The organism is Sulfitobacter sp. 15WGC, from assembly GCF_005068605.1.
Classification (GTDB): Bacteria; Pseudomonadota; Alphaproteobacteria; order Rhodobacterales; family Rhodobacteraceae; genus Sulfitobacter; species Sulfitobacter faviae.
The window spans coordinates 254,137-266,858 of record NZ_SZNL01000002.1; the positions used below are offsets into that span (position 1 = coordinate 254,137).

9 protein-coding genes and 1 tRNA gene are annotated in these 12,722 nt (G+C 65.5%); 6 read left to right on the forward strand and 4 right to left on the reverse strand.

Annotated elements, in window-relative coordinates:
- Position 1 precedes the first annotated feature (1 nt).
- The 5 genes from recJ to FCK22_RS02765 all read left to right on the forward strand — a co-directional run bounded on the left by recJ (position 2) and on the right by FCK22_RS02765 (position 5,664).
- Positions 2-1,741: a single-stranded-DNA-specific exonuclease RecJ gene (gene recJ / locus FCK22_RS02745; protein WP_067266213.1), complete on the forward strand. Its 1,740-nt coding sequence runs from the start codon at positions 2-4 to the stop codon at positions 1,739-1,741.
- A 116-nt stretch (positions 1,742-1,857) separates the two neighbouring features.
- A tRNA-Glu gene (locus FCK22_RS02750) sits at positions 1,858-1,932 on the forward strand.
- Positions 1,933-2,509: 577 nt separating this feature from the next.
- Complete coding sequence (locus FCK22_RS02755) at positions 2,510-3,265, forward strand: sugar transferase (protein WP_231886379.1); 756 nt, start codon at positions 2,510-2,512, stop codon at positions 3,263-3,265.
- 71 nt (positions 3,266-3,336) lie between these two features.
- Positions 3,337-4,248: a CpsD/CapB family tyrosine-protein kinase gene (locus tag FCK22_RS02760; RefSeq protein WP_136720187.1), complete on the forward strand. Its 912-nt coding sequence runs from the start codon at positions 3,337-3,339 to the stop codon at positions 4,246-4,248.
- A gap of 114 nt (positions 4,249-4,362) precedes the next feature.
- Complete coding sequence (locus FCK22_RS02765; RefSeq protein WP_067266217.1) at positions 4,363-5,664, forward strand: chain-length determining protein; 1,302 nt, start codon at positions 4,363-4,365, stop codon at positions 5,662-5,664.
- A 5-nt stretch (positions 5,665-5,669) separates the two neighbouring features.
- Here the strand turns inward: FCK22_RS02765 and FCK22_RS02770 are convergent, their stop codons facing one another.
- Positions 5,670-6,980 carry an oligosaccharide flippase family protein gene (locus FCK22_RS02770; protein ID WP_136720189.1) on the reverse strand — a complete coding sequence of 437 codons (1,311 nt, stop codon included), beginning with the start codon at positions 6,978-6,980 and terminating at the stop codon, positions 5,670-5,672.
- Between the two features lie 159 nt (positions 6,981-7,139).
- Between FCK22_RS02770 and FCK22_RS02775 the strand changes: the two genes are divergently transcribed.
- Positions 7,140-8,345: a glycosyltransferase gene (locus FCK22_RS02775; protein WP_136720191.1), complete on the forward strand. Its 1,206-nt coding sequence runs from the start codon at positions 7,140-7,142 to the stop codon at positions 8,343-8,345.
- Here FCK22_RS02775 and FCK22_RS02780 read toward each other — a convergent pair.
- The 3 genes from FCK22_RS02780 to FCK22_RS02790 are packed head-to-tail and all read right to left on the reverse strand — an operon-like array spanning position 8,342 to position 12,719.
- Positions 8,342-9,196, reverse strand: a complete 855-nt coding sequence (locus tag FCK22_RS02780; protein ID WP_082852000.1) for a glycosyltransferase family 2 protein — start codon at positions 9,194-9,196, stop codon at positions 8,342-8,344. The two genes, FCK22_RS02775 and FCK22_RS02780, sit on opposite strands and share 4 nt — an antisense overlap.
- Positions 9,187-11,778 (reverse strand): hypothetical protein, encoded by a 2,592-nt coding sequence (locus FCK22_RS02785; protein ID WP_067262857.1) that lies wholly within the window; start codon positions 11,776-11,778, stop codon positions 9,187-9,189. Before FCK22_RS02785 ends, FCK22_RS02780 begins: the two co-directional genes overlap by 10 nt.
- Complete coding sequence (locus tag FCK22_RS02790) at positions 11,775-12,719, reverse strand: hypothetical protein (protein ID WP_067262854.1); 945 nt, start codon at positions 12,717-12,719, stop codon at positions 11,775-11,777. The genes FCK22_RS02785 and FCK22_RS02790 overlap by 4 nt, the downstream gene beginning before the upstream one ends.
- Positions 12,720-12,722: the final 3 nt, after the last annotated feature.

Here is a 12,722-nt window from a genome sequence, read left to right on the forward strand (position 1 = left end):
CATGAGCTTTCTCGGTGTCGAAACATCTTTGACCGGGCGGCGCTGGATCGGTCCTGACGTGGAACTGACCCGCGCGGCGGAACTGCTGGTGCAGCGCGCGGGCCTGCCCGATCCGGTGTGCCAAGTGCTGGCGCGCCGCGGCGTGATCGATACCCAAGCGGCGGGCTTTCTGGCCCCCGCCCTGCGCGACCTGCTGCCCGATCCCCGATCCCTGCGCGATATGGAGGCGGCAGCGACGCGGTTTCTCTCGGCCCTGCAAAACCGCGAGCGCATCGCGATTTTCGCGGATTATGACGTGGACGGCGGCTCTTCCGCCGCGCTGCTGCTGGTCTGGCTACGCGACATGGGCCACCGCGCGACGCTCTATATCCCCGACCGTATCGACGAGGGCTATGGCCCCAATGACGAGGCGATGTCGGCCCTCGCCGCTGAGCATGATCTGATCGTCTGCGTCGACTGCGGCACGCTGTCCCATGGCCCCATCGCCGCCGCCAAGGGCGCGGATGTCATCGTGTTGGACCACCACCTTGGCGGCGAAACGCTGCCCGATGCGCTGGCCGTGGTGAACCCCAACAGACAGGACGAAGACGGCACGCTGGCGCATCTCTGCGCCGCTGCGGTCGTGTTCTTGATGCTCGTCGAAGTGGGGCGCCAACTGCGCGAAGCGGGGCGCAAGGGGCCAGACCTGATGGCGATGCTCGATCTGGTGGCGCTGGCCACTGTCGCCGATGTGGCCCCGCTCACAGGCGTGAACCGCGCTTTCGTGCGTCAGGGGCTCAAGGTCATGGCTCGGCGCGCGCGGCCCGGTCTTGCCGCCCTGTCGGATGTGGCGCGGATGGACACGGCCCCCACGGCCTATCACCTCGGATTTCTACTCGGCCCGCGCATCAACGCGGGCGGGCGCATCGGGCAGGCCGACCTTGGCGCGCGGCTCTTGGCCACCGCAGACCCGCATGAGGCCGCGGCCCTCGCCGAACGGCTTGACCAACTCAATACCGACCGCCGCGAGGTTGAGGCCGCTGTGCGCGCCAGTGCCATGGCACAGGCCGAAGAACGCGGCTTTGACGGGCCGCTGGCATGGGCCGCTGGCCCCGGCTGGCATCCCGGCGTGGTGGGCATCGTCGCCTCACGCCTAAAAGAAGCCGCCAACCGCCCCTCTATCGTTATCGGCGTCGAAGACGGCATCGGCAAGGGCTCGGGCCGCTCGATCAGCGGTATCGACCTCGGCGCGCCAATCCAACGCCTTGCCGCCGAAGGGCTGCTGATCAAGGGCGGCGGGCACAAGATGGCAGCCGGCCTGACGGTGGCGGAAGACAAGATCGACGCGGCAATGGCGCGCTTGGGCGAATTGCTCACCAAACAGGGCGCGCATTTGGCAGGACCTGCCGACCTCAACCTCTGCGGCATGATGATGCCCGGCGCGGCCACCGTGGAACTGGCCGAGATGGTCGACCAAGCCGGCCCCTTCGGCGCCGGCGCCCCTGCCCCGCGCTATGCCTTTGCGGACATGCAAATCCGCTTTGCCAAACGCGTAGGCGAGAACCACCTGAAAGTGAGCTTTGGCGACGGCCTCGGCGCGAATCTAGAGGCGATTTCCTTTGGCGCCTACGACGGCCCCCTCGGCCCCGCGCTGGAAAACCACGGCGGCGCGCGTTTCCACCTCGCAGGCCGTCTCGACATTAACAATTTCCGCGGTCGGCGCACCGTTCAACTGCGTTTGGAGGACGCCGCGCGGGCCTGAAAATTTTTTCTGAAGAAACTTCATTTTTCCGCTTGCAGCCCCCCGCAGTATTACTTAAACGTCCGCTCACAGACAGAGCAGCACACACCAAACGCTGCACTGACCTGACAAAGAGTGGCCCGTTCGTCTATCGGTTAGGACGCCAGGTTTTCAACCTGGAAAGAGGGGTTCGATTCCCCTACGGGCTGCCACTTTTCTCATCCAGAATTACAAGACAAGCCTCCAGAGGCACTAAAGAATCCCCTCGGAATCGCGCAGCCGATCCGCGGTTTTTGGCGTTTACCCACCTGCCCCCTGCGCCCAACTGTCGCCCATTTATCGCCCTGACATTATTGTGAGAATTGCGCGACGGGTGGTGACTTGCGCCTCGGCACGCTCGCTATCCGAAGGCGTACAGGCTTGGCGGCCGACACCTAAGGCAGATGATCACCCGGAACCCCAGAACCCCAAAAGACTGTTATTTATTAACAACTTGATACCCAACCTACGCCTGCGCACGCCCTCCCCTCCGCCATCGAACGCCACACACCTGTACCCCATGGCGCCCCCATGACGCCCTCAACTCACTCCTAAATATCCACCTGCCTGCCGCCCCGCGAAACAGTCTGTTTCTGAGAAAAAGGATCGAATAAGGCGAAAAGGTGGTAACAAATGATACATATCCTACCTGAACGTATAGGCCGGATAGGTCGTTGAGACGGAGCGGTGCGAAGGTGCCGTGGGCCGAAACGGTCCGAATGAATGCGATTGAACCCTGGGGGGTTTGGAATGAAGTACTTTGACGCGCACAGCCATGCCTATGGCTCGATGGAAGTGATCGCCGGTCCGGTGCTGGGCCGCGCGCAGCCTGCCGTGGCGGGGACTGCGGTGCTGCCCGCGCCGCGCGCGCTGGCGGCCCTTCGTCTGCGTCCGACCGGCCTTTATGGCCGCTACGCGAAACCGCTTCTCGACCGGCTGCTGATCCTCGCGTCCCTGCCCATCGCCCTGCCGATCATCGCGCTTTGCGCGCTGGCGCTGTGGATCGAAAGCGGTCAGCCCTTCTATACGCAAAAGCGCCTTGGGCGGGGCGGCAAAGGCTTCTCCATCCTGAAGCTGCGCACCATGGTGCGCGATGCCGACGCGGTGCTGGAGAGCTACCTTGCCGCGAACCCGGCGATGCGAGCGGAATGGGACGAGATGCAAAAGCTGAAGGACGATCCCCGCATCACGCGGGTCGGCGCTTTTCTGCGCGCCACCTCGCTGGATGAGCTGCCGCAGCTGTGGAACGTGTTCAAGGGTGACATGAGCCTGATCGGCCCGCGCCCCATGATGCCCGACCAGCTTGAGATGTATGGCGATGCAAAAGCCTATTTCGCGCTGCGCCCCGGTATCACCGGGCTGTGGCAGGTCTCGGCGCGCAACAACAGCCGGTTCACCTATCGCAATGAGGTCGACGCCGCCTATCGCCGCAATCTGTCGCTGCCGATGGACCTGACCATTCTGCTGAAAACCGTCGGCGTCGTCTTGCGCCGAACCGGGTGCTGAGCGATGCTCGCCGCGCCCGGCAATAATGAGAAATCCAGCGCCTCATGTTCAAGAAATCGAAAGGGAAGACGATGAGAGACCTCTACGCATCCGATGCCCTCGGCGCGGACAACAGCGATGTGACAGCGCAGTTCGGCGGCCCGGGGATGCGGCACAGCATCCGCCCGCGCCGCACCGTGATCGACCATGAGGATGAGTTCGACGGCGATTTCTCCGAAGGCGACCTGACCTTTGAAGACAGCCTGCCCGCCGCCCCTGCCGTTTCCCGCTACTTCGGTGACGACCGTGCGCCGCGCTGGCAAGACCTGCCCATCGCCACCCCCGGCCCCGGCGGCGACATGCCGTTGGTCGATGATCACCGCAACAGCGCCGCGGCGCGGGCCTTTGACCTGCTGCGCACGCGCCTGCGTCAAACCACGTTAGAGCATCGCTGGGTCAATATCGCCGTCACCGCCCCCACCTCGGGCTGCGGCAACAGCTTTTCCGCGACCAATCTGGCGTTGAGCCTGTCGCGGGTGCCGGGATCGCGCACCGTGTTGATGGACATGAACATGCGCAGCCCCGGTCTGGCCCACGCCTTTGACATGCGGGCCCCCGGCGCGATGAGCGCTCTGCTCAGTGGCCGCGCCGACCTCGGCAAGGGGATGCTGCGGGTAAGCGATACGCTCGCCCTCGGCCTGAACGACCGGGCCGAGGTGAACGCCGCCGAAATCCTGCAAGACAGTGCCACGGCGGAAACCCTGCTGCGCCTGCGGGCCTCCCTCCAGCCTGAAATCGTCCTCTACGACATGCCGCCGATGCTGGAGCATGACGATCTCTCGGCCTTTTTGCCGCAATTGGACGGGGTCTTGCTGATTTCCGACGGCAGCCAGACCATGGCGCGTCACCTGCGCGAGTGCGAACGGATGCTCGAAGGTCAGGTGCCGCTCTTGGGCATCGTGCTGAACCGGGCGCGGGCTTCTAGCCTGCCGAAATATGCCTGACACCCCCTGTCGCCCTCCTTGCTTGCGCCCTATTATCGCCCAAGTCATCTGATCTAGGCAGGGAAACTCCGCCGGGCAACGGTCGGGGGCTTTGGGCAGGTTGGAAAGAGGCACATGGGACCGATCTATACATTCGATGACTTCATCGACATGATCCGCCGCCGCGCGGGCGTGATCATTTTGATCACGCTTCTGGGCTGTATCGCCTCGGTCTACTGGGCGCTTGCGACCCCGCATGTCTACCAATCCTCCGAAGTCATCCAGATCGAGCAGCCAAAGATCGCCAATGATCTGGCCCCCTCTACGGTCGAAGGGTCTTCGGCGCGGCGTTTGCAATTGATCGAACAGCAGTTGATGGCGCGCGGCACCTTGGTCGATATCATTCAACGCTTTGATCTTTATGACGATCTGACCGCGCTGCGCATGTCCGAGAAAGTCGATCTGCTGCGCCGTTCGGTCACCATCACCGGCGTCGCCGCCCCGCGCGAAGGCTATGCGGATGACGGCACCATCTCGGTCATGACCTTCACCGCCGAGATGGACAACCCCGCCGATGCGCAGGCCGTGGCCCGCGAATTCGCCGACCGCACGCGCCAGATGTCCGCCGCCCGACGCCAGAGCCAGACCCAAGAAACCTTGGAGTTTTTCCAGCGCCAAGAGCAGAACTTGATCCGCGACATCTCGGAACTTGAGGCCGAACTGGCCGATTACCGGGCCGAAAACGACCTGTCGCTCGAAGGCAGTCTTGAGTTTCGCCGCGGCGAGATCAGCAGCCTCAATGACGCCATTCTTGAACTTGACCGTGAAATCATCGCCACGCGGCTGGCGCGCGATCGGGTCAACCCCGATGCCCGCGCCGCCACCATCGCCCGCGAACAGGCCGAGTTGGATGCCACGCTCGAAAGCCTGACCACGCAGCGCGACCTTCTGCAAGAACAGCGCGAAACCCTGACCGCCAGCCTGCAAACCTCGCCCGAGGTTGAGCGGGAGCTGGCCCGGTTCGAACGCCGCCTGACCCAGTTGCAAGACCAGTTGGAGGTGATCACCGCCCGCCGGAACGAGGCGGAGGTGGGGTTCTCTCTCGAATCCGACCAGCGGGGCGAGAAGCTGATCACCTTGGAGCAGGCCGAACTGCCCGATTACCCCGTATCGCTCAGCCGCAAGAAACGCGCGGCGGTGGGCGGGATGGCCAGCTTGGCGCTGGCGCTGATCGTGGCCTTTCTGCTGGAACTGCGCCGCCCGGTGATCCGCTCAGCCCGCCAGATGACGCGCGAGACGGGGTTGATCCCTGTCGTCTCGATCCCCGACCTTAGCCCGCGCGAAAAGCGCCGGACCTTGGGGAAGGTTTGGCAGGAGCGCCTGAAGGCCGGGAAAGAGGGCCGCGCCGCGCGAATGGCCCGCAAGCAAAAGGGCTGAACCGCCTAGACCGTGGCGCTCAACCCCAGAACCCGGTCCCAATGTAGCCAAAGCGCCAGCGCGCCGAGCGCCAGCCCCAAGAGGGCGAAGGTCAGATCATGCCGCGCGTCCCAGACGCCATGCGCCCTTGCGAGCCAGATCAGCACCAGATGCGACAGCACCATCGCGGCCCCCAACCCGATCAGCGCCCCCGGCAAACCGGCAGCGATCACCCCCGCCAGCAGCAGCCCCACTTGCAGGCTGGCCCTTGAGGCCGAAGAGATGAAGAACCGCCGCGAATCCCCCGCGGCCAAAGCCGCTTGATCATAGGTCATCCCGATCACCTGCGGCATCAGCGCCAGCGCCAGCATCACCAAGATCGCGCCGCTTTGCAGATAGCGCGGGTCATAGAGGACCGAGACCAACCACGGCCCCGCCAGTGCCATGACCACCAAGAGCGCCAGCAGCCCGCCGCTCAGCCCATAGCGCATCCGCTTGAGCTTGGGATGATCGCCGCCCCCCGCCTCTCGGTAGATCGGGATCATCGCCCGCCCGGTGACATTCTGCCCCAGCAGCAGCGGAAAGCTCGCCAGAAAATAACCGATGTTGTAGATGCCCAACCCTTCGAGCGAGAGGAACTTGCCCAAGATCGCCTTGTCCCCCTGACTGGCAAAGAACCAGAACATGGTCGACAGGAAGATCCATTTGCCGAAATGCACCAATTCGCGCACCGCCGGACGCTCCCAGCGAAAGCGGTTGCTCGGCCCCGGCAGAAAGGCATGGGTCAACGCCAGTTTCGCCACGGCCCCCACCACGCCGCCGATCACCAACGCCGCCACCGATTGATAGAGCGCCGCGCCCAAGATCATCACCGCGATGCCAATCACCTGCGATGTCAGGTCCAGCAGCGTCAGCCGCCCCATTTGCAGATGCCGATGCGCCGTTTCGATCCGTGTCGGATTGAAACCGGCCACCACAAGGCTCAACGCCGCGATGGGCAGGTAGGTCAGCAGGAGCGGCTCGTCGTAAAACGCCGCCACCGGCCATGCCAATGCAGAGGCGGCCAGCCACAGACACGCCCCCCGGATCGCTTGGATTGTCCAAGCGGTGTTCAGGAAGTCCGGATCATCGCCACGCTTGCTCTGCGCGATGGAGGGGGCGATGCCCACGTCCGAGAACAGCGTCAGCCCGACGATCACCACCTGTATCAGCGCCATCAGGCCAAAGGCTTCGGGAAAGAGCAGCCGCGTCAGGATCAGGTTCGACGCCAGCCGGATCGCCTGCGACCCGCCATAACCCAAAATGATCCAAGAGGTCGAGCGCAGTGCCCGTGCCATCAGGCGATTGCCCGTTACCGCTTGGGAAAGCTTGGAAAACACCCGTTGCTGCGCCTCTGCCAGTTCTCTGCGAGAGCCTAAAGCCTCGCCCGCCCTTGTGCCAGTGGCAAGCGGGCGGGTAACAAGGTTTATCAGCCCCAAGCTAAGGCCGCACCGCCCGTGAAGATCGCCTATATCCTCAACACCTATCCGCAGCCCTCGCATTCCTTCATCCGGCGCGAGATCGCGGCGCTAGAGGCGGCGGGCCATGAGGTGGACCGTTTCGCCATGCGCGGCCCCGATGTGCCCTTGGTCGATCCGCAGGACAAGGCCGAGGCGGCAGCGACCCATTATGTGCTGGCCGCCGGTGGCAGCGCCCTCGCCCGTGCCAGTCTGCGCCTGATGCTGCGCGCGCCGCGGCGGTTCGGCCAAGCGCTGCGCGACGTCTGGCAGGCCGCCCGCCGGGCCGAGACGGGGCTGGCCCGCCATCTGATCTATCTGGCCGAGGCCTGTTATCTGCGCACCCGGCTGGAGGGCAGTGACACCCAACATCTGCACGCCCATTTCGGCACCAACGCCGCGATGGTCGCGATGCTTTGCCACAGGCTGGGCGGGCCGCGTTATAGTTTCACCACCCACGGGCCCGAGGAATTTGACAGCCCGCGTGCCCTCTCGCTCGGCGCGAAAATCCACCACGCGGCCTTTGCCGTGGCGATCAGCCAGTTCGGGCGCAGCCAGCTGTGCCGTTGGGCCGACCCGGCGGATTGGCCGCGCATCAAGGTCGTGCATTGCGGCATCGAGCCCGCCAAATTCCCGGCCCCCGCCCCCCTGCCCGATGGCCCGCGCCGCCTCGTCTCCATCGGACGGTTTGTAGAGCAGAAAGGCCAGCTTGCCCTGATCGACGCCATGGCCCGGCTGCGCGAGAGCCACCCCGATCTGCATCTGACCCTGATCGGCGACGGCCCCCTGCGCGGCGTGATCGAGGCCGACGTCGCCCGCCTAGGCCTGCAAGGGCGCATCACCCTCACCGGCTGGGTCGATGAAGCCCGCGTGACAGCAGAACTCGGCGCCGCCCATGCACTTGTGATGCCCAGTTTCGCCGAAGGCCTGCCCATGGTGGTGATGGAGGCGATGGCCGCCGCCCGCCCGGTGATCGCCACCTATATCGCAGGCACGCCGGAATTGGTGCAGCCGGGCGAGACCGGATGGCTGGTGCCCGCAGGCGATGTGGCGGCCTTGGCCGAGGCGATGGCCGCCCTGCACGACGCCCCCCTCCCCGCGTTAGAGGAAATGGGCACAAAAGCCCGCAGGCGGGTCTTCGCACGCCACGATGTCGCCCGCGAGGCGGCGAAACTCGCCCAGCACATGCAAGAGGCCACCCGCTAGCGCCCCCGCACCCAACGGTTCGTACTGCGCAGAACCGGCGCATGGATCGTGAGCCGCACGGCCACAAAGACCAGCGCGCCCAAGGGGTCGGCCAGCGCCCGCCGCCAAAAGGGGCGCAGTCGGTCATGGGGATCGTCATTGTGCATCAATTCGGGGAACAGCCGCGCCACCTCGACGACGCCTGCATCTTGCCGCCGGCGCACCCGCACCAACGGCGCGAAACCTTCGATCATCGGCCAGTCATAGCGGGCCGGCACGGCGATACGCTCCTCGGGGCGAAAGTTCAGCCGCGCGAAAGTATCATCCGAGATGATATCGGGCCACGCCCCCCACCGCGCCCGCCCGGCGCGGTTCATCGCAAAGACGCCAAAGCCCGGCACGCCATGGGTCATGAAACCGGTCGTCCGCCAGAACCGTGTGTAATGGCGCGTCACCCAATCGCCCGAGGTCGTCACCCGCGGCACCCCGCTGCCATAGCGCGGTGCGTCCCCCGCCAGCGCCTCTTGCAACTGGCTCAGCAGGGGCGGTGACACCAGCACATCGGCGTCGAGATAGACCAGCACCGCCCCCCGCGCCGCCGCCTCGCCCGCGTTCCACGCGCCAAGCTTGCCACCTTGCGCCAGTTCCAGCACCCGCAACACCCAGCCCCGCGCCTCGAACGACGGGATCGCCGCGCGGGCGCGTTCGGCGGTGTTGTCCGAGCAGCCATTGGCCACGACGATCACCTCAACCGGCCCCGCCAGCGGCGCGGAGGCGCAGAGCGCGTCAAGGCAGGCGGGCAGCCAGTCGGCCTCATCATGGGCGGGGATCAACACACTCACCCCTTGGAACGCGCCGTTGTTCATTTCCATGCGGCCAAAGCGTGCCAACGCGGATTGTCATCCGCCAGATAGCGCAGCGCCCCCCAAGAGCCCCATTTCGTCGGCGCATAGACATCGGAGTAATGGGTGAAAATCTGCCCGCCCACGGCCAACCAGCCCGCCATCAGATCGGTATAGAGCGCGCCCATCTCGGGGGCGTAGTTCAGATGGTGGAAGAACGCGGTCAGCCCTTCGTCATTCACCTGCGCGCCGAGGCCGACCACATGGCTGCCGCCTTCGTACATCACCAGATCGAGGTCATGCGCCCGGGCCACGGCAGCGTGATGGGGCCAAACGCGGCCGACGAGATCGGCCAGCGTGTCAGTCTCCAAGCCGCTGGTGCCCCCGTTGCGCAGGTCCTGCGCCGCATGGGCTGTTGCCGCATCAAAGCGGTGGGCCGCGATATACTCGGCCAAAGCGCCGCCGCTGAGCCCCTGCGCCTCCCCCTCGGCGCGGGCCTTGGCAAGGCTGTCCGACAGCCAGCCGCTGACCAATTCGGCATTCTCCTCCAACCCCAGCACGCCGCCGAAATACCCGGTGATCGCATAGGCATCGAAGGCCGTGGCGGGGGCGCTGTTGCCCGCCTGCTCGGCCACGTAAAGCGGCGCTTCCAAGGCTTCGCGCTCAAGCCCCAGCCACCCGGTTTGGCTCGCGATCACATTGCGCAACCGCGCCTTGGCCTCTCCGCCGAAGACATCCGTCCAGATGCGTGCCACTTCGGCGGCCCGCAGGCCGTAGAACTGCATCCCCTTCTCGGCCTCATCCCAGCGGGCCTGCGCCATCTCATCGGCCCATTGGGTCTGGGCGAATTGCCAGTTCCACACCTCGTTCGAGAACTCCACATAGGCTTTGCGTTCGCCCTCCAACGCCTCTTCGACATAGGTCGCAAAGGCGGTCACATAGCCATCATCCGCCAGATGCGGCATGTTGAACCACGGGTCGATCCCCAGTTCATTGACCAATGCGACCATCACCTCCACCGGGACGCCGCGCAGGGCATAGGTCACGTCCTCGGGGCGCGGACGGTCTTCCCAAGTGGCGATGGGGCTGTCGTTGGTGGCCATCCAATCCATGAAGCGCAGCACCTTCATCCCGGTCAGATGCCGCGTCCAATCAGGGTTGAAACGCGCCCCGGCGTCGTAATCGGCAACGCGGTCTTCGCGAACCACGGTGATCTCACGCGGCGGGTTGTTGCGGTGCATGCGCTGAATGCGAATGTCGACACTGCCCGGCCCCGGCGCATAGTCGAACCGCACCTCGTTCTTACCATAGCGCACATTCTCGGCCCGGCCCGTGACCTCGATCACGCCCTGCCCTTTGAAGCGGAGCAGATAGCGGCCTTTAAGCGTCGCCGCCTGCGGCGGCAGGTCGGTGAGGATCAACGTGCCGATGCTGCCAAGTTCGCGCGGCATCTTCACCGGCCAGCCCTCGGCATTGAGATAGCCGCCTTCGACCAGCTGCGCATATTCCATCCCGCCAAAACGCCCGGCCACATGGCCAAGCCACGGGCGGGCGGTTTTCATCAGGTCGAGGAAAGGCGCTTGCACGCTCCAATCCGCAATGGCGGCGAGGCCGATGCCCATATCGCGGGTGCCCGCAACGGCCTCCTCAGGGGCGGTAATCTCGAATGAGGCGGGCGGATCGAGAGGTTTCGCCGCCCCGGGCGCATCGCTGGCCGGGCTGGGCGCGGGCGGGCCGGTCGGGGCTATCGGCGCGGTCTGGGCGTTGTCCTTGGCCACGGGCCGCGTCGCGGGGGGCGCCGGCATCACGGCACCGCCCTGATAGTCCTGCACCGCCTCCCAGGCCACCCGCTGCAAGGCGCGGGCAAGATCAGGCTGGGGCGTGTCGAAAGCCTTGCCCCAGCGATCATTGAAATCCGTCGGCAGCCCCAGCGGGTCTTTGCCCGTCAGCGTGGCATATTGCACCATGGCGACGAAGTAGTGGCCGAGGTCGTTCAGATGGATGTCATCCGCGAAAAGCGCGTCGATCCCGGTCAGCCCGGGAAGGTTCTCGGCGGCGATTTCATCATAGAGACGGGCCATCGCTTGCCCGGCTGGAATCACCTCAATCGTCGCGTTCTCGGAACTGCGCCCCGCGCGCATGGCCGATGCGATCTCCTCCCACACGGGCAGATCGCTCTCCAACCTTTCGCGCCACGGGATATGGGCGTGATCGTCATAGGCCACCGGCTCCCCGCTGCCGCTTTTCAGCGAATGCCATGTCTCTTGCAGATAGACTTTCACTTCCGGATTGGCCGCCGCCGCGAGGCCAAAGAAGGCCTGCGCATAGACTTCGGTGTCCGACCAGCGGGTGTGATTGGCCAGCGGAATCGCCTCGGTCAGGATGAGATGGGTGACGTCCCCTTCGGGCAGCAGCGCACGGGCATCCACGCCCTCGGCCCGATCCGATTCATCCCAATTGTAGCGCAGGGGCGCGCCGTTGATGATCTGCGCGCGCACCTCGCCTTGGCCCACCCCGGCGCGCAGCGCCTCTTGCAGCATATCCGGCCCGTCGGCCCCGAAAAGACTGTGGCCCACCATCAGGACCGAGAACAGCCCGCCCAGACCGCTCATGCCGCGACCCCGCTGTCGGGATGGGCGCGGACCACGTCCCAGACCACCCGCTGCATCAGCCGCGCGGCCTCCGCGCTTGGGGCCTGCGCCGGGGTGCCGTCGGCGCGCAGCAGTTCGTGGGGCAACCCTGCCGGGTCGCGGTGATAGAGGGTCGCGTAATGGGTCAGTGCCACGAGGTAAGCCCCCTGATCGTTAAAGTGGATCGTATCGGGGCGGCCATTCTCATCGCGCGAAAAGAGGTCATGCAGGCTGATGATACCGCCCACCCCACCGGCGGCATCGACCGCCCGGACAAAGGCCGCCATGACCTGCCCGGCGGGGATCAGATGAATGGGCACCTCCGCTTCCAGCAAAGCGGGGTAGATCACCTGCCGCCGCCAGTATTTATTCAAGTCCCGGTCGATGCGCTTCAGCCAGCCGTGGCCGTCATCTGTATGGTGCCATGTCTCATAGAGGTAAACGCGGATATCGGGCCGGGCGGCATGGGCCAGCCGCGCCCAATGGGCAAGGTAGTCAGGGCTGTCGTGATAGCGGATGGCATCGGCGATCTCGACCATCTCGGTCAGCACCACCGCGCCGTAATCGCCCGAGCCGATGGCCGCCCGGGCGGGCCGGTGCTGCGCGTGATCGTTGGAGCGCTCGAACCCGTTCACAGGCACATCCGGCTCCCAATGGTCGCGCAGCGAACTGCCCCAGCCGGTCTGGCTGTGATAGCTATGCCCCGCCCCCGCCAACTGCGCCAGCATCGCGGGCATGTCGCGGCCCACCAGCGAATGCCCCAGATGATAGACCTGCATCGGCCCCGAAGGCGCGCTCAGCGGCGTGGCATAGAGTTCCTCCGCCCGGTCCTGCAACTGCGCCCGGCGAAAGACCCAAGACCCGCCGCCGAGGCTGGCAAGCGCGGCGCCCCCCAGAAAGAGACGGCGTGAGAGTGCGACCATGAG